Annotated in this window: 22 protein-coding genes; 13 read left to right on the plus strand and 9 right to left on the minus strand. The window is 56.7% G+C overall.

The features are described from left to right. Positions 1-58 precede the first annotated feature (58 nt). From hslO to ACJ69_RS18755, 4 genes are all read right to left on the minus strand, one after another. Positions 59-943 (minus strand): Hsp33 family molecular chaperone HslO, encoded by an 885-nt coding sequence (hslO, locus tag ACJ69_RS18740; protein ID WP_161495995.1) that lies wholly within the window; start codon positions 941-943, stop codon positions 59-61. Positions 944-960: 17 nt separating this feature from the next. Then, positions 961-1,362, minus strand: a complete 402-nt coding sequence (hslR, locus tag ACJ69_RS18745) for a ribosome-associated heat shock protein Hsp15 (protein ID WP_029740483.1) — start codon at positions 1,360-1,362, stop codon at positions 961-963. Continuing rightward, positions 1,359-2,042, minus strand: a complete 684-nt coding sequence (yrfG, locus tag ACJ69_RS18750; protein WP_059347508.1) for a GMP/IMP nucleotidase — start codon at positions 2,040-2,042, stop codon at positions 1,359-1,361. Before yrfG ends, hslR begins: the two co-directional genes overlap by 4 nt. Positions 2,043-2,109: 67 nt before the next feature. Next, positions 2,110-4,245, minus strand: a complete 2,136-nt coding sequence (locus ACJ69_RS18755) for an intracellular growth attenuator family protein (protein WP_059347510.1) — start codon at positions 4,243-4,245, stop codon at positions 2,110-2,112. 324 nt (positions 4,246-4,569) lie between these two features. Between ACJ69_RS18755 and nudE the strand changes: the two genes are divergently transcribed. Beyond that, complete coding sequence (gene nudE / locus ACJ69_RS18765; protein ID WP_008503041.1) at positions 4,570-5,130, plus strand: ADP compounds hydrolase NudE; 561 nt, start codon at positions 4,570-4,572, stop codon at positions 5,128-5,130. An 88-nt stretch (positions 5,131-5,218) separates the two neighbouring features. Here the strand turns inward: nudE and mrcA are convergent, their stop codons facing one another. Beyond that, positions 5,219-7,771 carry a peptidoglycan glycosyltransferase/peptidoglycan DD-transpeptidase MrcA gene (gene mrcA / locus ACJ69_RS18770; RefSeq protein WP_059347511.1) on the minus strand — a complete coding sequence of 851 codons (2,553 nt, stop codon included), beginning with the start codon at positions 7,769-7,771 and terminating at the stop codon, positions 5,219-5,221. A gap of 120 nt (positions 7,772-7,891) precedes the next feature. On the opposite strand from mrcA, the gene ACJ69_RS18775 reads away from it, so the two are divergent. From ACJ69_RS18775 to trpS, 12 genes are all read left to right on the plus strand, one after another. After that, a complete protein-coding gene (locus ACJ69_RS18775; RefSeq protein ID WP_059347513.1) occupies positions 7,892-8,668 on the plus strand; it encodes a type IV pilus biogenesis protein PilM in 777 nt (258 codons plus the stop codon). Then, a complete protein-coding gene (locus ACJ69_RS18780) occupies positions 8,665-9,159 on the plus strand; it encodes a PilN domain-containing protein (protein ID WP_059347515.1) in 495 nt (164 codons plus the stop codon). The genes ACJ69_RS18775 and ACJ69_RS18780 overlap by 4 nt, the downstream gene beginning before the upstream one ends. 3 nt (positions 9,160-9,162) lie before the next feature. Next, a complete protein-coding gene (locus ACJ69_RS18785; RefSeq protein ID WP_059347517.1) occupies positions 9,163-9,618 on the plus strand; it encodes a HofO family protein in 456 nt (151 codons plus the stop codon). Beyond that, on the plus strand, positions 9,608-10,012 hold the full coding sequence (locus ACJ69_RS18790; RefSeq protein WP_059347519.1) for a HofP DNA utilization family protein: 405 nt from the start codon (positions 9,608-9,610) through the stop codon (positions 10,010-10,012). The genes ACJ69_RS18785 and ACJ69_RS18790 overlap by 11 nt, the downstream gene beginning before the upstream one ends. Further along, on the plus strand, positions 9,939-11,162 hold the full coding sequence (gene hofQ / locus ACJ69_RS18795; protein ID WP_232248706.1) for a DNA uptake porin HofQ: 1,224 nt from the start codon (positions 9,939-9,941) through the stop codon (positions 11,160-11,162). Before ACJ69_RS18790 ends, hofQ begins: the two co-directional genes overlap by 74 nt. A gap of 286 nt (positions 11,163-11,448) precedes the next feature. Further along, the gene (aroK, locus tag ACJ69_RS18800; RefSeq protein ID WP_003861630.1) at positions 11,449-11,970 is read left to right on the plus strand and encodes a shikimate kinase AroK; all 522 of its coding nucleotides are present in this window, start codon (positions 11,449-11,451) and stop codon (positions 11,968-11,970) included. A gap of 57 nt (positions 11,971-12,027) precedes the next feature. Further along, a complete protein-coding gene (gene aroB, locus ACJ69_RS18805; protein ID WP_023309482.1) occupies positions 12,028-13,116 on the plus strand; it encodes a 3-dehydroquinate synthase in 1,089 nt (362 codons plus the stop codon). Between the two features lie 92 nt (positions 13,117-13,208). After that, a complete protein-coding gene (gene damX, locus ACJ69_RS18810) occupies positions 13,209-14,525 on the plus strand; it encodes a cell division protein DamX (protein ID WP_059347521.1) in 1,317 nt (438 codons plus the stop codon). Positions 14,526-14,592: 67 nt separating this feature from the next. After that, positions 14,593-15,405: an adenine-specific DNA-methyltransferase gene (dam, locus tag ACJ69_RS18815; protein WP_023309480.1), complete on the plus strand. Its 813-nt coding sequence runs from the start codon at positions 14,593-14,595 to the stop codon at positions 15,403-15,405. 41 nt (positions 15,406-15,446) lie between these two features. Continuing rightward, on the plus strand, positions 15,447-16,124 hold the full coding sequence (gene rpe, locus ACJ69_RS18820) for a ribulose-phosphate 3-epimerase (RefSeq protein ID WP_024907923.1): 678 nt from the start codon (positions 15,447-15,449) through the stop codon (positions 16,122-16,124). Continuing rightward, positions 16,117-16,878 (plus strand): phosphoglycolate phosphatase, encoded by a 762-nt coding sequence (gene gph, locus ACJ69_RS18825; protein WP_023333697.1) that lies wholly within the window; start codon positions 16,117-16,119, stop codon positions 16,876-16,878. The genes rpe and gph overlap by 8 nt, the downstream gene beginning before the upstream one ends. Next, positions 16,871-17,875 carry a tryptophan--tRNA ligase gene (trpS, locus tag ACJ69_RS18830; RefSeq protein ID WP_047646834.1) on the plus strand — a complete coding sequence of 335 codons (1,005 nt, stop codon included), beginning with the start codon at positions 16,871-16,873 and terminating at the stop codon, positions 17,873-17,875. Before gph ends, trpS begins: the two co-directional genes overlap by 8 nt. 144 nt (positions 17,876-18,019) lie before the next feature. Here trpS and ACJ69_RS18835 read toward each other — a convergent pair whose 3' ends face one another. From ACJ69_RS18835 to nirB, 4 genes are all read right to left on the minus strand, one after another. Then, a complete protein-coding gene (locus tag ACJ69_RS18835) occupies positions 18,020-18,190 on the minus strand; it encodes a YhfL family protein (protein ID WP_047646835.1) in 171 nt (56 codons plus the stop codon). A 142-nt stretch (positions 18,191-18,332) separates the two neighbouring features. After that, complete coding sequence (gene cysG / locus ACJ69_RS18840) at positions 18,333-19,706, minus strand: siroheme synthase CysG (RefSeq protein WP_059347523.1); 1,374 nt, start codon at positions 19,704-19,706, stop codon at positions 18,333-18,335. Between the two features lie 134 nt (positions 19,707-19,840). Next, on the minus strand, positions 19,841-20,167 hold the full coding sequence (gene nirD, locus ACJ69_RS18845) for a nitrite reductase small subunit NirD (RefSeq protein WP_029740471.1): 327 nt from the start codon (positions 20,165-20,167) through the stop codon (positions 19,841-19,843). Continuing rightward, positions 20,164-22,707: a nitrite reductase large subunit NirB gene (gene nirB, locus ACJ69_RS18850; RefSeq protein ID WP_032648349.1), complete on the minus strand. Its 2,544-nt coding sequence runs from the start codon at positions 22,705-22,707 to the stop codon at positions 20,164-20,166. Before nirB ends, nirD begins: the two co-directional genes overlap by 4 nt. Positions 22,708-22,943 lie beyond the last annotated feature (236 nt).

Here is a 22,943-nt window from a genome sequence, read left to right on the forward strand (position 1 = left end):
AGGGGGTTCAAGTTCCCTCTCCCCTTTGGGGAGAGGGTTAGGGTGAGGGGAAAGAAGTTTAGTGAACCTGCGGATCCGCCGGGGAGGCGTTATTGCGGATCTCAGCGATATCCATCGAATTGAACACGTAGTGCGTACCGCAGTAATCACAGTGCATATCAATTTCGCCGTCTTCAGCCATAATGCTGTCGATCTCTTCATCCGGCAGAGTTTTCAGTGCGCCAGCGCAGCGCTCGCGGGAGCAGGTGCACTTAAATTCCACGGATTGCGGATCGTAAACCGTCACTTCTTCTTCGTGGTACAGACGCCACAGCACGTCGGTCGCCGACAGGTTGAACAGCTCTTCCGCTTTGATGGTTTCGGTCAGCGTCGCCAGGTGCTCAAAGTCATTGGTCTGTGCGTCCTGCGCAGGCAGAACCTGCAGCAGCATACCGCCCGCAGCAGGCTGACCGTCCACTTCACCGGTGCGGATGAAGAGACGCGTCGGCAGCTGTTCAGAACGCATGAAGTAATCTTCCAGGCAGGCTGCCAGGGTATCGCCTTCCAGACCCACCACGCCCTGATAGCGCTCGCCTTCCTCAGGGGAGATGGTGATCACCAGGTAGCCATTACCCACCAGCGTTTTGAGGTCTGCATTTTCAGGCACGTCGCCCTGAACGCGCGCCACGCCGCGCATCTGCTGCTGGTTATTGCCATTGATCACCGCCAGCGTCATCGGGCCGTCGCCCTGCAGCTGCACGGTGATATCACCGGCAAACTTCAGCGTCGCCGTCAGCAGGCTGGTGGCAACCAGCAGTTCGCCCAACAGGGTCTTCACCGGCAGCGGGTAATTGTGGTTTTCCAGAATCTGTTTCCAGGTTTCGGATACGGTGACCAGCTCGCCGCGCACGGCGAATTGTTCAAACAGATAGCGGTGTAATTGGTCGTGTTGGGCCATTTTCATCTCTCGTGCGGGTGAGGTTAATCAGTCTCACCGTGTTTAAATTTCATCAGATCGCGGCGCTCTTTTTTATCCGGTCGCCGGTCCGGGTGGGGCATCGTCAGCGCGTTCATTTTGCGCGCCAGCGCGGTCTTCTCGCGTTTTTCAATGCTCTCCGCCGTCTCTTCATAAAGCAGTACGGCTTCCGCTGCGGGTCGCCGCTGTTCGGTAATAGCTTTAATCACCACCGTACGTTCATCGTTGCCCTGACGCAGCGTTAAGGTGGCATTCAGCTCAACCAGCTTGCTCGGTTTGCTGCGCTGGCCGTTGTAATGCACTTTTCCGCCGTCAACCATCTCGCGGGCAAGGGCGCGTGTTTTATAAAAACGCGCCGCCCACAGCCATTTATCCAGTCTTACCCCGTCGGAGGGTTTTTCTTTCATGGCATCTCCTTCACGATCAGTGAGGGGATCATCTGGCGATAGTCGTTCAGTCCAGGGTGGCGCAGATAGCTTTTTTCAGCCAGGCCAGAGTCAGGATTGGTCACGCCCAGACAGTAGCGAATGCCAAACCTTGCCGCGGAATCCAGAATGGGCTCGCTGTCATCAATGAACAACGTACGTTCTGGCTGCAAACCCGTCTCTTCCCTCACCGCATGCCACAACCGCTGATCCTCTTTCGGATAACCAAATGTGTGGGTGGAAAGTAATAAATCAAGGTGCGACGCCAGACCGGTATGCTCCAGCTTCACCGCCAGATTATGTGGATGCGCGTTGGTCAGCAAAATACGGCGCTTGCCGCTTGCTTTCAGCGCATCCAGAAAGGGCACGGTATCCTCACGCAGAACGGCGCGCGGGCCCTGGGCGGTGGTCATGGCACAAATATCCAAACCGAGGCGCTCGCTCCAGTAGTCAAGACAGTACCAGTTTAGCGTATGTTGCACCGCGCTATATTGCGAACGAATGAATGCCTGCGCTTCTGCCGGGGAGATACCCTGCTGCTCGCCATAGGTTTCTGGAACCAGCGTTTGCCAGAAATAGTTATCAAAGGCGAGATCGAGCAGCGTGCCGTCCATATCCAGCAGAACGGTATCTACCTCCTGCCAGGCGATATCAAGATGCATAAGGGGGAACTCCAGCCAGAAGAAACGTGCGCGACAGGGTAGCACATCTTGCCGCGCAACGACGTTATCAGATCAGGCTCTCAGACGAGGGGATCAGCTTAGGATTGAGGCAGTTTTCATAATACTGCTGAATGTCGGCAAGCCGGGTGCGCGAGCGCTGGTAGCGGCGCAGGGCCATAAAGCCGTTCCAGAAAATGGCGATCAGCATCGCGGTCATCAGCAGTGAGGTACCGATGTAACGCCACAAGCCTGCGCTATCCGGCATCCGGTGCAGGCCGATATGGCGAGTGCCGTTGGCGTCGGTATAAATACTCGTGACAATTCCTTCGGCGCTGAACGGCGTTTGCATCAGCATCTGCGCCAGGCGCTGGAACTGGCTCCACTGCTCCTGCGCCGGGTAGTCATAAAGCGCAACCTGCGGATAGGGCTGATCGACCAGGTCGCTGCCTTCATCGCTTGCAATCACAAAGCCGCCCGGCGCAGGGCTGTTCAGCGCCTGAGCCGCACGGGTGGTCTCGCGCATCATGAACGGCGACGTCGAGGTGGCGACCAGGTTATCCAGCGATTCAGCGCTCACCGGACGCAGCAGCACGTTAACGCCATCCAGTCGTCCCGCTTCGGCGCGTTTCACCAGCGAGTCCCAGTCTTTACTGTTCCCCAGGTTTACCAGGGCGTTTTTAAGGCGTATGCACTCATCCTGAGAGGAGCATAAATCCTGCGTTTTCAGGACGATGTCACCAAAATCATCCAGCAGAACCATGCCTGATTTCTGAATGGCCGAGCGCAGCGCGGGGCTGACGCGCGAATCATCGTCCGGTTTTGGGTGCAGCTGGCGGTTAACCGTCTGGGTGAGAGCCGTGGCCTTGTTCACCACTTCGGATTCAGGCAGCGGCAGCGGCGGCGCGTCGTTCCAGATAATTTGCGAACAATCGAACGGCATGAACGCCGAGCTCTGACGCGTGTTCCACGCCCCCGGGGTGTGAATATTACACATCCCGGTCCCCTTCAGGCGCAGCGTGTCCCCCACGCGTACACCGGCTTCATCCAGTTTGTTGACGCTGGTCGCTTCAATGGTTTGCGCCCCTTTGATCCACGACAGGGTGAATTTAATGGGCATATCCAGCGGCACGAAAAGCAGCAGCATGACTAAGACCAGCGCGGCGCCGCCGGCAATGACCGCGCTGCGCAGCCAGTGCTGAAGCGGGAAGTTTTTGACTTCATCATGCAGAGACAGAAAGCGCCCCTGACGCACAACGTGGCGGTCAAGGTAGATATCAATATCGGTTTTCTGCCCTAGGTCCTGCGCAATCCACGGTTGCCAGTGGCGCGGGTAGATAAGGTCGATAATACCGAGCGAAATATTGTTGAGATGTTCCTGATCGTTTTCACCGAACAGGCCCCAGCGCTTTGGGGTACCGCGCAGGCAGTGGATCTCTCGCAACGAGGTTTTGGCAGGTGGGGCAAAGAGCCCCCACAGCCCGGCTGCCAGCAACAGCACCGCGCCTCCCGCCAGCCAGGGAACAAACACATCCGGCGTGAGCAGGCAGATAAAAAAGAGCAGGAAGGCAGCAACAATCAGAATGGCTTCACGGATGCCGTCCGGGCGGCTCAGGGCGTACTCTTCATGCGTCTCCTGGCGAATGTTAAGCAGTTCGATCTGCTCTGTCTCTTCGCCACGAATGGACGCCTGCGTTGAACTCGCGCGTTCCAATGCAAAACGCGGGGCTTCCTGAAGGTATTCATTCAGCGTATGGCCGTTAAGCGTGATAACCAGAGGCAATGAATCGGTGTGAATCAGCTCAACGCTGTTTTCGTCATTAATGTACTGCTCCCAGGACGGGGGCAGATGCACTTCGACGGAATCAAGGTAATAGCGCCATTTGTTGGGGTCATCAGTGGTGATGCCATAGCGCGTGATGGAGCGCGTCACGCAGAGCACGGTATCACTTTGCGCATTAAGCTTGAGCGCGACGGGCGCAGCGGTGGCTCCCGTTGGCCCAGGCGTTAGCTGAGTACGGTTCAGGATTTCGAGATAGTTTTCAACCGCATCGCGCTCGTCTTGCGTGAGTTTACGCGTGCTCGCACCTGCAAATGCAGTTAAAAAGGGCAGACGATAACGGCGCTGTACGCGGCGCCTGTACAACCACCCTGCAACCAACGCGCCGGCCAGCATAGCAGCGAGAACAATCAAAATGGTGCTCATGCTTTCCCCATCTTACTTATCTTCTTACAGGTGTAGTCAGTAGCACCTTTACATTGAATGAGAGTCTGTGGTTGGCTATCGGCAAGTATGGAGTCGAACTTGAGCATTCTGAAGCGCATCCCAGTGACCGGTGATGATAGCAAAGCCTGTTATGGCGCGATATCAGCAAATTCCTGGAAACATTTCAACCTCTTGACATTTGTTTTGAATTGAGGATTGATCCCAGTTACGTTGCATAAATGTAAATAAAGAACGATTGACATTGCCGAAACCGTGCGGCATATCGCACAATAACGCCAGTTCTCACTGCTAAGACCCATCAAGATGAGCAAACCACTACAAAAACCCACCATTCTGAATGTTGAAACTGTCGCCAAATCGCGCCTGTTTAATGTCGAAAGTGTGGACCTGGAGTTCAGCAACGGTGTGCGTCGCGTTTATGAACGTATGCGCCCCTCTTCGCGCGAAGCGGTGATGATTGTTCCCATTGTCGACGATCATCTGATTTTGATCCGCGAATACGCTGTGGGAACGGAATCTTACGAGCTTGGGTTCTCGAAAGGGCTTATCGACCCGGGTGAAACCGTCTTTGAAGCGGCAAACCGCGAGCTGAAAGAAGAGGTGGGCTTCGGTGCGAATGAGCTTTCATTCCTGAAAAAGCTGAGCATGGCGCCGTCCTATTTTTCCAGCAAAATGAATATCGTGGTGGCCGAAGACCTCTATCCTGAATCGCTCGAAGGGGATGAGCCGGAACCGCTGCCGCAGGTTCGCTGGCCGCTAGCGCACCTGATGGATCTGCTGGAAGACCCTGACTTTAATGAGGCTCGCAACGTGAGCGCGCTGTTCCTGGTACGGGAATGGTTGAAGGGGCAGGGGCGACTGTAATGGCCTGATGCCCTCGCCCCAACCCTCTCCCGTGGGAGAGGGAGCAAACACAAAAACGGCAACCAAAGGTTGCCGTTTTGCTTTGTTGTCAGAACAGCTCGTGCGTCTCGCCGTTATCAATAATCTCTGTCCCCACCTCGTGCACCGCCTGCGTGGTTGGCTGCGTGCCCTCGATGAAATACTCTTCGCGACTATTACCGCCGTTGGCGAGCTGGCCCGTGCTGCGGTCGATATTAACCGTCACCACGCCTGGCGGTGGCGTTAACGGCTGCTCCGGCACGCCTTCAAGAACGGACTTCATGTAGGCGTCCCAGGCCGGCTGCGCGCTCTTCGCACCGCCTTCGTAGCCGGAAATCTGATCCTTAATCGCGCCGGAGGCCGTTGTACGGCCTAAGTCACGGCGGTGATCGTCGAAACCGATCCAGACCGATGTCACCACGCCCGGGCCGTAGCCGGAGAACCACGCATCTTTCGAGCTGTTGGTTGTCCCCGTTTTACCGCCGATATCATGGCGCTGCAAATCACGCCCTGCGCGCCAGCCTGTGCCCTGCCAGCCCGGTTCACCGAAGATGTTGGTGTTCAGCGCGCTTTTGATCAGGAATGACAGCGGCGTGTTGATCACATGCGGGGCATACTCCGGCGCACCGGTCTGTGCCACCAGCGACTGGTTAGCCTGCTCGAGCTGCGGCTGCGGCACGTCGCCGTTCTGCTGCTCCTGAGACACGGCAGGGTCTTCCATGTCCTTGTTTTCAAGCACCTCGGATTTTGGCGTATTGCCATAAATGACCGGAATATCGCAGTCAGGGCAGGCAATCTTCGGCTTCGCTTCGAACAGCACGCCGCCCTGGTCGTTTTCAATCTTGCTGATGAAGTACGGATCAATCAGGAAGCCGCCGTTGGCCATCACCGAGTACCCGCGTGCGACCTGAAGCGGCGTAAACGAGGCGGAGCCTAACGCCAGCGACTCGGTGCGAACGATGTTCTGCGCCGGGAAACCGAAGCGCTGCAGATACTCTGCGGCATAGTCGACGCCCATCGCGCGCATGGCGCGCACCATCACCACGTTTTTCGACTGTCCCAGACCCTGACGGAGACGAATTGGCCCGGCATACTCCGCAGGGGAGTTCTTTGGCTGCCAGTCGGAACCGGCACCGGCATCCCAGCGGGAGATTGGCACGTCGTTCAGGATGCTGGCGAGGGTCAAGCCCTTATCCATCGCCGCCGTGTAGAGGAACGGTTTGATATTGGAACCGACCTGACGCAGCGCCTGGGTGGCGCGGTTAAATTTGCTCTGGTTGAAATCAAACCCGCCGACCAGGGCCAGGATGGCACCGTTCTGTGGATTGATAGAGACCAGGGCCGAGTTGACGTCCGGCACTTGTGCCAGCCACCAGGATTCGCCTACCTTGCGCACCCAGATTTGCTGCCCGGTCTGGACGGCATCGGTCACTTTACGCGGCGTTGCGCCCTGCAGGGTATCCGAGCGGTAAGGACGCGCCCAGCGGATACCGTCCATACGCAGGGAGACGGACGTACCGTCCGCGAGCGTCGCAACGGCTTCCTGAGGATCGGCCTGCGTCACCACGGCAGGAAGGAGCGGACCATAGGTTGGCAGCACCTTCAGCGTACTGGTGATTTTTTTGCTGTCCCACGCGCTTTCGCCCACTTTCCAGAGCACGTTTGACGGGCCGCGATAGCCGTGACGCATATCGTAGTCCATCACGTTGTTCCGCACCGCTTCCTGAGCCGCCTGCTGGACCTTGCGGGTGACGGTGGTGTACACGCGATAGCCATCTTCATAGGCCTTGTCACCATAGCGAGTCACCATCTCCTGGCGAACCATTTCGGTCAGGTAAGGAGATGCGAAGGCGATTTCAGGGGCGTGGTAGTTAGCGTCAATAACATCGCTACGCGCCTGGTCGTACTCGCTCTGGCTGATGTAGCCTTCGCTCAGCATACGTGACAGAACGACGTTACGACGCGCGGTGGCGCGATCGAGCGAGTAGAGCGGGTTAAACGTGGAAGGCGCTTTCGGCAGACCGGCAATGGTTGCCATTTCGCTTAAGGTGAGCTGCTCAACAGGCTTACCGAAGTACACCTGTGCGGCTGCCCCCACGCCATAGGCGCGGTAACCCAGGTAGATTTTGTTGAGGTACAGCTCAAGGATTTCGTCTTTGCTCAGCAGCTGCTCAATACGGATCGCGAGGAACACCTCTTTGATCTTACGTATCAGCGTCTTTTCAGGGCTGAGGAAGAAGTTACGCGCCAGCTGCTGCGTAATGGTACTCGCCCCCTGAGAGGCGTGACCAGAGAACAACGCAATGCTCGCGGCACGGAAAATCCCCACCGGATCGACACCGTGGTGCTCGTAAAAACGGCTGTCCTCCGTGGCGATAAAGGCTTTCACCATCACGGGTGGAATTTGGTTTAAGGTCAGCGGAATACGACGCTTCTCGCCATACTGCGCCATCAGCTCGCCATCGGCGCTATAGACTTGCATCGGGATCTGGAGGCGCACATCGCGAAGCGTGGCGACATCAGGTAGCTGTGGCTCAATATATTTGTATAAACCGTAAATCGAGCCTGCTCCCAGCAGAATGCAACAGACTGCAAGGATGAATAAATACTTTACGAACTTCACCGGAGATTTCCCATTTGGTTTCACTTGGGCAGTTTCTAAACAATCGCGCGGTAGTATAAAGGCAAGCCTGATTCATTGATATAGCCGTCAACCCGACGGGCGATAAGGAGATCGTGAAGCATGGCTTTCAAAATATGGCAAACGGGCGTTCATATTCAACAGGATAGGGCGCTGATAGTCGCCCTGGCCCGGGAGAAGTTGGGCTGGTGCTTGCGCCGCTGGTGGGCGATTCCTCTGGACGAGGGCATCATTCGTGACGGCAAAATTTGTCAGCCAGAACAGCTGGTTGATGCGTTACGCGACTGGCGCAAAACGCTGCCGCACTACCACCGTGTATTCCTCTCTTTCCCGGCAGCACGGACTCTGCAACGGACGCTCCCCCGCCCGACCGTTGCGCTGCGCGACAGCGAGCAGCTCTCATGGCTTGGTGCGGCGCTCGCGCGCGAACTGGAGATGTCTGCCGATACGCTCTGTTTCGATTACGCGCAGGATACCTTCAGCAATACCTTTCACGTGACCGCCGCGCAAAACAACGAGATCGACACCCTACTGGCGCTGGCGAAAACGCTGCGTTTGCGGCTGGTGGCCATTACGCCGGATGCCAGCGCGCTGGCGAATCTTCTTCCCGCGGTGGCACCAGCGACGTGCGTCGCCTGGCGGGACGATCGGCAGTGGCTGTGGGCGATGCGCCACCAGTGGGGACGCCGCTTTACCACAGAAGCCGAAAACGTGTCTGAGCTGTCGGCGCTGCTGGCGCTTGGTTCGGATGACATCGCGCTGTTTGATAGCCGACGTGATCCGTGGGAAATCCTGGAACGCTGCCATGCCCCGCTACCGGACCGCGGCGCTGATTATACCGTTGCGCTGGCGTTGGCCATGAGCGAGGTGCCCGGATGAGCATCATGAACTTTCTGCCCTGGCGACAGCAGCGGCGCGCACGATGCCTGCGTTTCTGGGGGGCAATGTGTGTCGGCACCGTGCTGTTGATGTTCGCGATCATTTTCTGCCTGCGGATAAACCCTGTTATGAGGCTGCACGCGCTGCAAACGGAGCTGACGGGAATGCAGACCGTGCAGCACGCGCTTGCCTCCCGGGAGAAACTCGCCTCACAGGCGCAGAAGCCAGCGCAGACCCTTCAACGACGCGCATGGCAACCGGTGCTGGAATCCCTTTCCCGCGCCACTCCTTCACAGGTCTGGCTGACAGAGCTTCGCTATCAGCCTCCTGCTCTGATGTTGAGCGGGTATGCCATAACCCTGCCGGCCCTGTCTGCTCTGCGCGATGCGCTGGGCCAAATAGCGGGTTTTACGCCCGGAACGGCGGGTGAGCTTCGGCAGGACAGCCAGGGGCGCTGGATGTTCACCCTCCATCTTAAAAGCGAGGGATAACGCATGGATACCCTGTTAGAACGCTGGTGCGAAAGCCGTCCCTGGTATCGGGTGCTTTTCTGGTGTCTGGGGAGTTTCCTGGCAGGACTGGCCGCGTGGGGCACCTTGCTCAGACCGCTAGACAGGCAGTGTGCTGAACGACAGCGACAGCTGATTCAGGACGCGAGGACGAACGCGGCGCTATGGTCTGCCGTCAGAAAGGTGCCGTTTCTTACGGAAACAACGGAAGCACTGGCGCTGACGCCGTTTTCCCCGCTCGATTTTCAGGACGATAACGCGACGCTGGTTCACTGGAAGCCGCTGCAGAACGGAGGGGAACTGATGCTGGAGGTGGAGTGGCAGGCTCTCCCGGCGCTTTTTTCCCGGCTGGCGCAGCGGGATGTGCAGATCGCCGCTTTCGCGATTGCACCACAAGGTACAGCGCTGCGCCTGCGGCTGGAGCTGGAACATGCGAAATAGCGCGCGATATTTGCTGGTTTGCTCAGCGCTGCTATTGAACGGCATGCGCGATCCGTTTCGTCCGCCGGACGATCCCTGCGCCATTGGCGAGCTGGCGCAGTGGCGCTATCGCGGCATGGTGGGAGGACAGCAGGCTATCGGCATTTTACAGGATGGGCAAAAGCGCTGGTACCGCCTGAAAACGCATGAGCGCTTCCCGGCAGGCTGGACGATAACAGCCATCAATGAAACGGAACTGGTTGTTGATGTGGGTGACACATGTGAACCAGGAAAATGGACGTGGCAACGAGAAGGAACGAATAAGAATGAATTTACGGATAATGCTGTGGCTGCTGGCGTTCAGCCATCCGCTGTGGGCCGCCGCGCCAAAACCGGTCACGCTGGTGGTGGATGACGTGCCTGTAGTCCAGGTGCTGCAGAGCCTGGTTGCACAGGAGAACCGAAATCTGGTGATATCGCCTGATGTCGGCGGCACGCTTTCGCTCAACCTGACGCGCGTCCCCTGGCGTCAAGCGTTACAGACGGTTGTCACCAGCGCTGGCCTCGTTTTGCGAGAGGAGGGCGGCATTTTTTATGTGCATACCGCGGCCTGGCAGCGTGAACAGCAGGAGCGCTCAGAACAGGAACGAACGCGTCGACAGCTTGATGCGCCGCTGGTGTCTCACAGCATCGCTTTTTCCTATGCCGATGCCGGAGAGCTGCAAAAAGACGCGGAAAAGCTCCTGAGCCCCAAGGGAAGTTTGTCTCTCGACAAACGCACTAACCGGCTGCTGATTCGGGATAACCAGACGGTGGTGGAGACGCTGCAGCGCTGGGCCGCTCAGATGGATATTCCCGTCGAACAGGTCGAGCTGGCGGCGCACATTGTGACCATGAATGAAAAAAGCCTGCGTGAGCTGGGGGTGAAGTGGAATCTCGCCGACGCCGCCGACGCGGGCAAGGTTGGCCAGCTCACCACGCTTGGCAGCGATCTTTCCGTCGCCAGCGCCACCAGCCACGTGGGTTTTAACATCGGACGGATCAATGGTCGGCTGCTGGATCTGGAGCTCTCTGCGCTGGAACAAAAACAGCAGGTCGATATCATCGCCAGCCCGCGGCTGCTGGCCTCGCATATGCAGCCGGCCAGCATCAAGCAGGGGAGTGAAATCCCGTATCAGGTCTCAAGCGGTGAAAGCGGCGCCACCTCCGTTGAGTTTAAGGAGGCGGTATTAGGGATGGAGGTCACGCCGGTGGTGTTACCGGGAGGGCGCGTGCGCCTGAAATTGCACATCAGCGAAAATATGCCGGGACAGGTTCTGCAGCAGGCTGATGGCGAAACGCTGGCTATCGACAAACAGGAGATAGAAACCCAGGTGGAGGTAAAAAGTGGAGAAACGCTGGCGTTGGGTGGAATTTTTTCGCAGAAGAACAAAACCGGCAGCGACAGCGTGCCGGGGCTGGGGAAAATCCCCTGGCTTGGGCAGCTTTTTCGCCATGATGGTAAGGATAATGAACGGCGCGAGCTAGTGGTGTTTATTACGCCACGTCTGGTCGGTATTCGCTGACGGGTAACGATCCCCGCAATGATTTTGCATTCAGTTTGTTGCAGATGTTTGACGTGGGGCATGAATTAGCATACAAGGAGTACCGATTTGAGTTGGACTTACGTCTTATTACCTTATGCGCCCGACGCGGTGATTTAATCAGTTGCCAAACAAGCCGGAGTATTGAGATAATTTTTAGTCTGACTCTCGCTCTATTGCATATGAGGTTTCAGTTCATGTCCTGCTACGCTGGGTGTCTGCGAAGCGGGGATTACCATTAACGAATAGTCTTAGTAGTACCGATAAAATGGCAGAGAAACGCAATATCTTTCTGGTTGGGCCTATGGGTGCCGGCAAAAGCACTATTGGGCGTCAGTTAGCTCAACAACTCAATATGGAATTTTACGATTCTGATCAAGAGATTGAGAAACGAACCGGAGCTGATGTGGGCTGGGTTTTCGATGTAGAAGGCGAAGAAGGTTTCCGTGACCGAGAAGAAAAAGTGATCAACGAACTCACGGAAAAACAGGGCATCGTTCTGGCAACAGGCGGCGGTTCTGTGAAATCTCGCGAAACCCGTAACCGTCTCTCCGCCCGTGGCGTAGTGGTCTATCTTGAGACGACCATCGAGAAACAGCTGGCACGTACGCAGCGCGATAAAAAGCGCCCGCTGCTGCAGGTTGAAACGCCACCACGCGAAGTTCTGGAAGCGTTGGCCGATGAACGCAATCCGCTGTATGAAGAGATTGCCGACGTGACCATTCGTACTGACGACCAGAGCGCTAAAGTGGTTGCAAACCAGATTATTCATATGCTGGAAAGCAACTGATTCTGGCTTTATATACACTCGCCTGCGGGTAAAAGCATTAAAGGTGGATGTCGCGTCATGGAGAGGATTACAGTTACTCTCGGGGAACGTAGTTACCCTATCACCATCGCGGCTGGTTTGTTTAACGACCCAGCTTCCTTTTTACCACTGAAAGCGGGTGATCAGGCGATGCTGGTCACCAATGAGACGCTGGCTCCGCTTTATCTCGACCGCGTACGCCACCTGCTTGAGCAGGCGGGCGTAAAAGTCGACAGTGTGATTCTCCCCGATGGCGAGCAGTATAAAAGCCTGACGGTACTGGATACCGTCTTTACCGCATTGCTGCAAAAACCGCACGGTCGCGATACAACACTGCTTGCCCTGGGCGGCGGTGTTGTGGGCGATCTGACCGGCTTTGCGGCCGCAAGCTATCAACGTGGCGTCCGTTTTATTCAAATCCCGACCACGTTGCTGTCCCAGGTCGACTCCTCTGTGGGTGGCAAAACGGCAGTCAACCATCCGCTCGGCAAAAACATGATTGGCGCGTTCTACCAGCCCGCATCGGTGGTGGTGGATCTCGACTGTCTAAAAACGCTGCCGAAGCGCGAACTGGCTTCTGGTCTGGCGGAAGTGATCAAATACGGCATTATTCTTGATGGCGAGTTCTTTAGCTGGCTTGAAGAGAATATGGATGCGCTGCTGTGCCTGGATGAGGCTAAACTGGCATACTGCATTCGTCGTTGTTGTGAACTGAAAGCAGAAGTTGTTGCAGCAGACGAGCGTGAAACCGGCTTACGTGCTTTACTGAATCTTGGGCATACGTTTGGCCATGCCATTGAAGCCGAGATGGGTTATGGCAACTGGCTGCACGGTGAAGCCGTCGCGGCCGGTATGGTCATGGCAGCCCGCACCTCTGAACGTCTGGGGCAGTTTAAACCTGAAGAGACGGCACGCATCATTGCGCTGCTTGAACGTGCAGGTTTGCCGGTAACTGGGCCGCAGGAGATGTCGGCGCAAGCGTATTTACCCCACATGATGCGCGATAAAAAAGTATTGGCAGGTGAGATGCGTCTTGTACTCCCGCTTGCAATAGGGAAGAGTGAAGTGCGCGGCGGAGTGCCGCACGATGTCGTTCTTGGCGCTATCGCTGATTGTCAGCAGGCGTAACAACTAGAAAGGTCAGGCCACTGTCGCAGGTGGTCGTTTAGCTTCAGGTGAAATGCAAAGTCGTTAGCATAAGCCTTTGAGTGGGGTGTTAAATGGATGAATTCAAACCAGAAGACGAGCTGAAACCCGATCCCAGCGATCGTCGTACTGGTCGTTCTCGTCAATCTTCAGAACGTGATAACGAGCCGCAGATCAACTTTGACGATGTTGATCTGGATGCAGACGATCGTCGCCCTTCGCGCAGCCGTAACGCGCACGAAGAGCGAGCAGAAGAGGATTATGAGTCCGAAGAAGATTCAATGGACGAACAGCCTGTAGAGCGTCGCCCGCGTAAACGTAAAAAAGCCGCTGCGCCGAAACCGGCTTCCCGCCAGTACATTATGATGGGCCTTGGCGTTCTGGTGCTTGTGCTGCTGATTGTCGGCATTGGCTCCGCGCTTAAAGCACCGTCAACGAACTCAACCGAGCAAACTGCTTCCGCTGAGAAGAGCATCAACCTGTCCGGTAACGATGCGACCAATCAGGCGAATGGCGCACAGCCTGCACCGGGTGCGACTTCCGCAGAGCAGACCGCAGGTAACACCACAGCGCCGCAGGATGTTTCTCTGCCGCCCGTTTCTTCAACCCCTGCTCAGGGTCAGGCACCTGCCACGCCTGAAGGCCAGCAGCGCGTAGAAGTTCAGGGAGATCTGAACAATGCGCTGACGCAGCCGCAGAACCAGCAGCAGGTTGATAACGTCGTGGTTAACTCTACGCTGCCAACCGAGCCGGCAACCGTTGCCCCGATTCGCGGTGGTAACGCTCAGCCACAAACGGCTGCGACGGAAACCAAACCGCGCCAGACGCAAACTGCGACGCGTCCTGAACGTAAGCAGGCGGTCATTGAGCCTAAGCGTGAAACCAAACCTCAGGCAGTCGTCAAAGCGCCTGAAGTGAAAGCCGTACCGGCACAGCCGAAACACACCGAAACGGCTGCGGTGAGCGAGCCTGCTAAAGCGCCAGTCACTCAGACCGCGCCGAAAGCAACGGCGACCACAGCGGCACCGGCTGCCACAGCTGCACCTGCAGCAACAGCTCCGGCAGCCACGGCAACAGCCTCCAGCGCCGCAGCAGGCAAAACTGCAGGTAACGTTGGCTCGCTGAAGTCTGCGCCATCCAGCAACTACACGCTGCAGCTGAGCAGTTCGTCTAACTATGACAACCTCAACGGTTGGGCGAAGAAATCAAATCTGAAAAACTACGTTGTTTATCAGACGACCCGCAACGGTCAGCCGTGGTATGTGCTGGTCAGCGGCGTTTATTCGTCCAAAGATGAAGCGAAACGTGCCGTAGCGGCACTGCCAGCTGATGTTCAGGCAAAAAATCCCTGGGCGAAGCCGATTCATCAGGTTCAGGCCGATCTGAAGTAATGTTTAAAGCGCAGGATGCTGTCGGAGCTTTCTCCACAGCCGGAGAAGGTGTAATCAGTTAGTCAGCATGAAAAAAAATCGCGCTTTTCTGAAATGGGCAGGGGGGAAATACCCCCTGCTCGATGATATTAAAAAGCACCTGCCAAAAGGCGAGTGTCTAATCGAGCCTTTCGTGGGTGCGGGATCGGTGTTCCTCAACACCGATTTTTCTCGTTATATCCTTGCGGATATCAACAACGACCTTATCAGCCTCTATAACATTGTTAAGCTGCGTACCGAAGAGTATGTCGCAGAGGCGCGCAAACTGTTTACGCCGGAGAATAATCACCCGGACGTTTACTACCAGTTCCGCACTGAGTTTAATCAGAGTCAGGATCCGTTCCGTCGGGCGCTGCTGTTCCTCTATCTCAACCGACATGGTTACAACGGCCTGTGCCGCTATAACCTGCGTGGGGAATTTAACGTGCCGTTTGGTCGCTATAAGCGCCCGTATTTCCCGCAGGACGAGCTGTATCACTTTGCCGAAAAAGCGCAAAACGCAGAGTTTCATTGCCTCTCCTATGAAGAGTGTATGGAACTGGCAGGCGTAAACTCGGTGGTTTACTGTGACCCGCCTTACGCACCACTGTCTGCAACGGCGAATTTCACCGCTTATCACACCAACAGCTTCAGCCCGGCCGAACAGGCTCGTCTGGCGGAGATGGCGGAAAAGCTGGTCAGCAAAAGAATTCCGGTGTTAATTTCGAATCACGATACCCCTGATACGCGCGAATGGTACAAAGCCGCGAAGCATTTTCAGGTCAAAGTGCGGCGTAGCATTAGCAGCAACGGCGGCACACGTAAAAAGGTGGACGAACTTCTGGCTCTTTATCGCCCCTGAGCCGTTTTGCCCGCCGGTAAACACATTTCAAGGAGAAGCGGATGAAACAGTTTTTGATTGCTCCCTCAATTCTGTCGGCCGATTTTGCCCGCCTGGGTGAAGACACCGCCAAAGCTCTCGCGGCTGGCGCAGATGTTGTCCATTTCGACGTTATGGACAACCACTACGTCCCTAACCTGACCATTGGCCCAATGGTGCTTAAGGCATTACGTAACTATGGCATTACCGCGCCGATCGACGTTCACCTGATGGTGAAGCCTGTCGATCGCATCGTGCCTGACTTCGCCGCAGCGGGTGCCAGCATCATCACTTTCCATCCGGAAGCCTCTGAACACGTAGACCGCACGCTGCAGCTGATCAAAGAGAACGGCTGTAAAGCGGGGCTGGTGTTTAACCCGGCCACGCCGCTGAGCTATCTCGACTATGTCATGGACAAGCTGGACGTGATCCTGCTGATGTCCGTTAACCCGGGTTTCGGCGGTCAGTCGTTTATCCCCCACACGCTGGATAAGCTGCGTGAAGTGCGCCGTCGTATTGATGAGTCAGGTTACGATATTCGTCTGGAAGTGGACGGCGGGGTGAAAGTGAATAACATTGGTGAAATTGCGGCAGCGGGTGCGGATATGTTCGTTGCAGGTTCGGCAATTTTCGACCAGCCGGATTACAAAAAAGTCATTGATGAAATGCGCCGTGAGCTGGCGAAGGTAAGTCATGGATAAATTGCAGGCAATTCGGGGTGTGGCATTCGACCTCGACGGCACGCTGGTCGACAGCGCGCCGGGCTTAACGAGCGCCGTAGACCAGGCGCTGTATGCACTTGAACTCCCCGTTGCGGGTGAAGATCGCGTGGTAACGTGGATTGGCAACGGTGCCGATGTCCTGATGGAGCGCGCGTTGACGTGGGCTCGCCAGGAGCGTGCGTCGCAGCGTTCCGCGCAGGGTAAACCGAGCGTTGACCACGCTGATATCCCGAAGGACGAGCAGCTGCGTATTCTGCGCAAACTGTTCGATCGTTTCTACGAAGAGACCGTCGAGGAGGGCAGCTTCCTGTTCCCGGACGTTCAGGAAACGCTGAGCGCGCTGCACGCGAAGGGCATCCCGCTGGGGCTGGTGACCAACAAACCGACGCCGTTCGTTGCGCCTCTGCTGGAAGCGCTCGATATCGCGAAGTATTTCTCCGTGATTGTGGGCGGCGACGACGTGCAGAACAAAAAGCCGCATCCGGAACCGCTGTTGCTGGTGGCAGGAAAATTATCCTTAACCCCTGCGGAGCTGCTCTTTGTCGGGGATTCGCGCAATGATATTCTGGCTGCCCGGGCGGCAGGATGTCCTTCCGTCGGATTAACCTATGGCTACAACTACGGTGAGGCCATCACGCTAAGTGAGCCGGATGTGGTTTTCGACCACTTCAAAGATTTGTTGCCCGCACTCGGGCTTTCGCACAGTGAACATCAGGAATTGAATAATGACTAAGCCCATCGTTTTTAGTGGCGCACAGCCTTCAGGTGAATTGACCATTGGTAACTACATGGGTGCGTTACGTCAGTGGGTCAGCATGCAGGATGAGTACCATTGCATTTACTGCATCGTCGATCTCCATGCGATTACCGCGCGTCAGGATCCTGAGAAGCTGCGTAAAGCCACCCTGGACACCCTGGCGCTGTACCTGGCCTGCGGCATCGATCCTGAGAAGAGCACCATTTTCGTTCAGTCTCACGTGCCGGAGCACGCGCAGCTGGGCTGGGCGCTGAACTGCTACACCTATTTCGGCGAGCTGAGCCGCATGACGCAGTTCAAGGATAAATCCGCACGCTACTCTGAAAACATCAACGCCGGTCTGTTCGACTATCCGGTGCTGATGGCGGCGGACATCCTGCTGTATCAAACCAACCAGGTGCCGGTGGGTGAAGACCAGAAGCAGCACCTGGAGCTGAGCCGCGATATCGCCCAGCGCTTTAACGCGATTTACGGCGATGTGTTCAAAGTGCCAGAGCCGTTTATTCCGAAGTCCGGCGCGCGCGTGATGTCGCTGCTGGAGCCGACCAAGAAGATGTCCAAGTCTGACGATAACCGCAACAACGTTATCGGCCTGCTGGAAGATCCGAAATCCGTCGTCAAAAAGCTCAAGCGCGCGGTCACCGACTCCGACGAGCCGCCTGTGGTGCGCTACGACGTGCAGAACAAAGCGGGCGTTTCCAACCTGCTGGATATCCTCTCCGGCGTGACTGGCCAGAGCATTCCTGAACTGGAAAAACACTTCGAAGGCAAGATGTACGGCCACCTGAAAGGTGAAGTGGCAGACGCCGTTTCCGGCATGCTGACCGAGCTTCAGGAGCGTTATCACCGTTACCGTAACGACGAAGCTTTCCTGCAGAAGGTGATGAAAGAGGGCGCGGAAAAAGCCAGCGCGCGTGCGTCCGAAACCCTGAAAGCGGTGTACGAAGCGATTGGGTTTGTGGGTAAACCGTAGGTAAAAGCAAAACGGTAACTACGTTACCGTTTTTAGGGTTTGTTCCCTCTCCCTGTGGGAGAGGGTCAGGGTGAGGGCATCAGACCGCACTTCCCTAAACAAAAAAACCGGGAAAACCCCGGTTTTTTTACGCCTGAAAAACGCTTACTGCTCCGCCGCCGGGCCGCAGCCACCGATGATCTTCGAAATGGAGATCGCCGGGTGCAGCAGGTAATCGTAGCTGCAGTTATTTTTGGTGTTCTGTACATGACCGGTACAGGCAGTCAGAGTCGATAACAGGCCAACCAGAACGGCGGCTTTTGCCAGTTTGAACATACGCATTCCTTGTCTTAAAAACGAAATTGGATGTAACTCAAGGGAATAAAGGGAGAAATTCCACTTCGGGGCGGTATGTTATCGACAGCGGTAAGAGGGGAGTAGTCCGCATAAGGACTACTCCGCAAAGGAAGAATATGCGTTAGTGATTTGAGAACCAGTTCAGCTTATCGCGCAGTTCAACCACGCGACCGACCACAATCAGCGCCGGGCTTTCGACCTGCTGAGCTAGTTCACCGAGCTGCGTCAGTACACCATCCACTACGCGTTGCTTGATGGACGTACCGTTTTCCACCAGCGCAACCGGCATATCAGCCTCCATGCCGTGCTCCAGCAGCTTCGCCTGAATCGTCGCGGCCTGGTTCAGCCCCATGTAGAAGACCAGCGTCTGCTTTTCCGCGGCCAGGTTATGCCAGTCCAGCTCGCTGCCGGTTTTCATATGGCCCGTCACCAGACGCACGCTCTGGGCATAGTCGCGGTGGGTCAGCGGAATGCCAGAGTAAGCTGAGCAGCCGGATGCCGCCGTAATGCCCGGCACCACGGAGAACGGAATGCCCGCGTCACACAGGGTTTCCAGCTCCTCGCCGCCGCGACCAAAGATAAACGGATCGCCACCCTTAAGGCGCACCACGCGCTTACCTTTCTGCGCCTCGCGCAGCAGGATCTGGTTAATCTCCTCCTGCGGCACGCAGTGATAGCCCGCCCGTTTTCCAACGAATACACGGTCGGCATCGCGGCGTACCAGGTTCATGATGTCATCGGAGACCAGGCGATCGTAAACCACGGTATCGGCCTGCTGGATCTGCTGTAGCCCTTTCAGCGTCAGCAGGCCCGCATCTCCCGGCCCGGCCCCGACCAGCACCACTTCACCGCGATGGTCCAGCGGCTCGCTCAGCAGCTGTTCGGTCGTCTCTTCAACGGCTTTGGTGTCCTGATTCGCCAGCGACTGCGCCAGCCTGTCGTTCACAAAGAATTTTTCCCAGAAGCGACGACGCTCGCCCACGGTGGAAAAGGTTTGCTTCACGCGGGAGCGGAGCTGCCCGGCGTAATGGGCAATCTGACCAAGATGCTGGGGCAACAGGGCCTCCAGCTTTTCCCGCAGCAGGCGGGCGAGAACCGGCGAGCGTCCGCCGGACGATACCGCAATCATCAGCGGCGAGCGGTCGATAATCGACGGCATGATAAAGCTGGCCTCTTTCGGCGCATCCACCACGTTGCAGAAGATTCGACGCGCTTCGCAGGCGTCGCTGACGCGCTGGTTCACCTCATCATCATCCGTTGCGGCAATGGTCAGCCAGCAGGTATCCAGCAGAGATTCATTAAACTCACCCTGTTCCAGCGTGAGCATCCCTTCCTGGGCCCAGACCTCAAACTGTGGGGCGAAGGTGAGGGCGTTGACGGTGAGCCGGGCGCCAGCCTCTAACAGCAGGCGCGCTTTGCGTTCAGCCACGTCGCCGCCGCCCACGAGCAGGCAGTCGCGGTTGCGTAATTGACAGAAAATCGGCAGGTGATCCACGACATTACCTCGTAGCTTTTATGGAGGGGGTAAGAATTGACGTCAGGATAACAGCAGGAATCGTACAAAACATACGGTTTTTCCTGCCGTTACCCATAAGGGGTCATAAGCTTTCGTATTAAAAAGGCGGGGGATTAGCCTTTCAGCTGCACCTTGCCGTCCTTCACGCGAACGTCATAGTGCTTCACTGAATGACTCTCATCTTCCATGCAGTAGCCGTCGCTTAAGCGGAAACGCTGCTTTTTCAGCGGACTGGCGACCCACAGCTCCCCCTGATGCTCGGCAATCAAGCCGCGGGAGAGTACGCTAGCCTCGAAGAACGGGTCGATATTGCTGATGGCAAAAACCTGTTCATCGTGGCGAGGGCGGAAAATCGCGACCTGTTCTTTGCCCAGCAGCGCGCACACGCCGGTGGCGGGGATGATGTCGTTAATATCGCAAATGTTTATCCACTGGCTCATGCGTTTTCCTCCACCAGCGTCACCGGAATACGCTCATACGGTGTCGCCGGACGATGCTGTTCACGCTCCGGCACAACCTGTACGTTCGGGTCGCGCTGGGTGCTGTTGATAAAGTGTTTGAAGCGCGTCTGCGCCGCCGGGGTGTTGACGGTTTCCGTCCACTCGCAGATCACCGCCTCGCGAAGGCGCGCCATCTCGGCTTCCAGATGTTCGTTCAGGCCCAGCTTGTCGTCGATGATCACCGATTTCAGGTAGTCGATGCCGCCTTCCAGATTATCGAGCCAGGAAGCGGTACGGGTCAGCTTATCGGCGGTACGGATGTAGAACATCATGAAGCGGTCGAGGTACTGAATCAGCGTGTCGCGATCGAGATCCGCCGCCAGCAGGTCCGCATGGCGTGGCTTCATCCCACCGTTGCCGCAGACGTACAGGTTCCAGCCTTTCTCGGTGGCGATGATACCCACGTCTTTACCCTGCGCTTCCGCACATTCGCGGGTACAGCCGGAGACGCCAAACTTCATTTTGTGCGGGGTGCGGATGCCTTTGTAGCGGTTCTCCAGCTCCACGCCGAAGCCCACGCTGTCGCCCACGCCGTAGCGGCACCAGGTGCTGCCCACACAGGTTTTCGCCATGCGCAGCGCTTTGGCGTACGCGTGGCCAGTTTCGAAGCCCGCTTCAATCAGCTGACGCCAGATTTCTGGCAGGTCGTCCTTCTGCGCACCAAACAGGCCGATACGCTGGGAGCCGGTGATTTTGGTGTACAGATTAAATTCACGGGCGATACGGCCCACGGCAACCAGCCCTTCCGGCGTGATTTCGCCACCGGCGGAACGTGGAATAACGGAGTAGGTACCGTCTTTCTGGATGTTCGCCAGGAAGTTATCGTTGGTGTCCTGCAGCGGCGTATGCTCGGGCTTGAGCACGTACTCGTTCCAGCAGGAGGCCAGCAGGGAGCCGACGGTCGGTTTACAGACTTCGCAGCCGTAGCCCTGGCCGTGCTTCGCCAGCAGTTCGTCGAAGGACTTAATGCCCTCCACGCGGATCAGGTGGTACAGCTCCTGGCGAGAATACGCGAAGTGCTCGCACAGGTTGTTGTTCACTTCGATCCCCTGTTTCGCCAGCTCGGCGTTCAGCACCTGAGTGACCAGCGGAATACAGCCGCCGCAGCCGGTACCGGCTTTGGTTTCGGCTTTCAGGGCCGCCACGGTGTGGCAACCTTTGTTGATGGCGGAGATTAGCATGCCTTTGGTGACGTCGAAGCAGGAGCAAATCTGCGCGCTGTCTGGCAGTTTATCGACGCCGATAGACGGCTTGCCGCTGGACGCGTGCGCCGGGAGGATCAGCGCGTCCGGGTTTTCCGGCAGTTCGATGGCGTTCAGCACCAGCTGGAGCAGGTTGCCGAAGTCGCTGGTATCGCCCACCAGCACCGCACCGAGCAGGGTTTTATTGTCCTGGCTAACGATGAGGCGCTTGTAGACTTCTTTGCTTTCGTCGAGATAGACATAGCTGCGTGAATTCGGGGTGCGGCCATGCGCATCGCCAATACCGCCTACGTCCACGCCCAGCAGCTTCAGCTTGGCGCTCATGTCTGCACCGGTAAACGCGTTTTCGCTGCCGAGGATATGGTCCACGGCGACCTGCGCCATTTTGTAGCCCGGCGCCACCAGGCCGTATACGCGGTTGTTCCAGCTGGCGCATTCGCCGATGGCGTAGATATCCGGATCGGAGGTCTGGCAGGCGTCGTTGATCATGATCCCGCCGCGCTGCGCCACGGCCAGACCGCACTGGGTCGCCAGCTTGTCGCGCGGACGAATACCGGTGGAGAAGACGATGAAGTCCACTTCCAGCTCGCTGCCGTCGGCAAAGCGCATGGTTTTGCGTGCTTCAGTCCCTTCCTGCACGATCTCTTTGGTGTTCTTGCTGGTGTGAACCTTCACGCCCATGCTTTCGATTTTACGACGCAGCTGGTCACCGCCCATATGGTCCAGCTGTTCGGCCATCAGCATCGGGGCAAATTCGATGACGTGGGTTTCAACGCCGAGGTTTTTCAGCGCGCCTGCCGCTTCCAGACCCAGCAGACCGCCGCCGACCACCGCACCGCGTTTGCTTCTGCGCGCGCAGGACTCAATGGCGTTGAGGTCTTCAATGGTACGGTAGACGAAGCAATCCTGAGTTTCCGAGCCTTTGATCGGCGGGATCCACGGATAGGAGCCCGTCGCCATGATCAGCTTGTCGTAAAAAACCGTACGCCCGGCGCTGGAGTGGATCACTTTTTCCTGACGGTTGATGGTGATAGCGCGTTCGCCCACCAGCACTTTTACGCCATGCTTCTCGTAGAAACCTTCGCGCACCAGAGAGAGTTCTTCGGCGGTATGATGGGAGAAGTAGGAAGACAGGTGCACACGGTCATACGCCTTGCGGGGTTCTTCACAGAACACGGTAATATCGAACTGCTCAGCATCGGCCTTATCGAGAAGATCCTCAATAAAGCGGTGGCCGACCATGCCGTTACCGATGATAGCGAGTCTGACTTTGCTCATTATTGCCTCGATTTCTTTTCTATTATTGCCTACCTTAACGATTCAGCAGAGGCGCTTATTGATGCAAATCAAATACGTCTTCGCCTACTCCTTAGGTGGTATGCGACTGATTTGTCAGGATTTTTATAAGTGGCGGAAATCGCAGGCTTTTCGTGCTCGTTGAATTTGTGTACAAATCAGGGGCGGTTTTGCCAAAATCGATACGCCTGAATATCAGCGGCGTTTTTTAGGGGAAG

Source organism: Enterobacter asburiae, assembly GCF_001521715.1.
Classification (GTDB): domain Bacteria; phylum Pseudomonadota; class Gammaproteobacteria; order Enterobacterales; family Enterobacteriaceae; genus Enterobacter; species Enterobacter asburiae.

Coding starts and splice junctions, on each gene's coding strand:
- ACJ69_RS18780 (WP_059347515.1), top strand. CDS start 8,665: ATGAGCATCATGAACTTTCTGCCCTGGCGACAGCAGCGGCGCGCACGA.
- rpe (WP_024907923.1), top strand. CDS start 15,447: ATGAAACAGTTTTTGATTGCTCCCTCAATTCTGTCGGCCGATTTTGCC.
- ACJ69_RS18790 (WP_059347519.1), top strand. CDS start 9,608: ATGCGAAATAGCGCGCGATATTTGCTGGTTTGCTCAGCGCTGCTATTG.
- ACJ69_RS18835 (WP_047646835.1), bottom strand. CDS start 18,190: ATGTTCAAACTGGCAAAAGCCGCCGTTCTGGTTGGCCTGTTATCGACT.
- nudE (WP_008503041.1), top strand. CDS start 4,570: ATGAGCAAACCACTACAAAAACCCACCATTCTGAATGTTGAAACTGTC.
- aroB (WP_023309482.1), top strand. CDS start 12,028: ATGGAGAGGATTACAGTTACTCTCGGGGAACGTAGTTACCCTATCACC.
- damX (WP_059347521.1), top strand. CDS start 13,209: ATGGATGAATTCAAACCAGAAGACGAGCTGAAACCCGATCCCAGCGAT.
- nirD (WP_029740471.1), bottom strand. CDS start 20,167: ATGAGCCAGTGGATAAACATTTGCGATATTAACGACATCATCCCCGCC.
- aroK (WP_003861630.1), top strand. CDS start 11,449: ATGGCAGAGAAACGCAATATCTTTCTGGTTGGGCCTATGGGTGCCGGC.
- ACJ69_RS18755 (WP_059347510.1), bottom strand. CDS start 4,245: ATGAGCACCATTTTGATTGTTCTCGCTGCTATGCTGGCCGGCGCGTTG.
- hslO (WP_161495995.1), bottom strand. CDS start 943: ATGAAAATGGCCCAACACGACCAATTACACCGCTATCTGTTTGAACAA.
- gph (WP_023333697.1), top strand. CDS start 16,117: ATGGATAAATTGCAGGCAATTCGGGGTGTGGCATTCGACCTCGACGGC.
- ACJ69_RS18785 (WP_059347517.1), top strand. CDS start 9,163: ATGGATACCCTGTTAGAACGCTGGTGCGAAAGCCGTCCCTGGTATCGG.
- trpS (WP_047646834.1), top strand. CDS start 16,871: ATGACTAAGCCCATCGTTTTTAGTGGCGCACAGCCTTCAGGTGAATTG.
- nirB (WP_032648349.1), bottom strand. CDS start 22,707: ATGAGCAAAGTCAGACTCGCTATCATCGGTAACGGCATGGTCGGCCAC.
- dam (WP_023309480.1), top strand. CDS start 14,593: ATGAAAAAAAATCGCGCTTTTCTGAAATGGGCAGGGGGGAAATACCCC.
- yrfG (WP_059347508.1), bottom strand. CDS start 2,042: ATGCATCTTGATATCGCCTGGCAGGAGGTAGATACCGTTCTGCTGGAT.
- hofQ (WP_232248706.1), top strand. CDS start 9,939: ATGCTGTGGCTGCTGGCGTTCAGCCATCCGCTGTGGGCCGCCGCGCCA.
- hslR (WP_029740483.1), bottom strand. CDS start 1,362: ATGAAAGAAAAACCCTCCGACGGGGTAAGACTGGATAAATGGCTGTGG.
- ACJ69_RS18775 (WP_059347513.1), top strand. CDS start 7,892: ATGGCTTTCAAAATATGGCAAACGGGCGTTCATATTCAACAGGATAGG.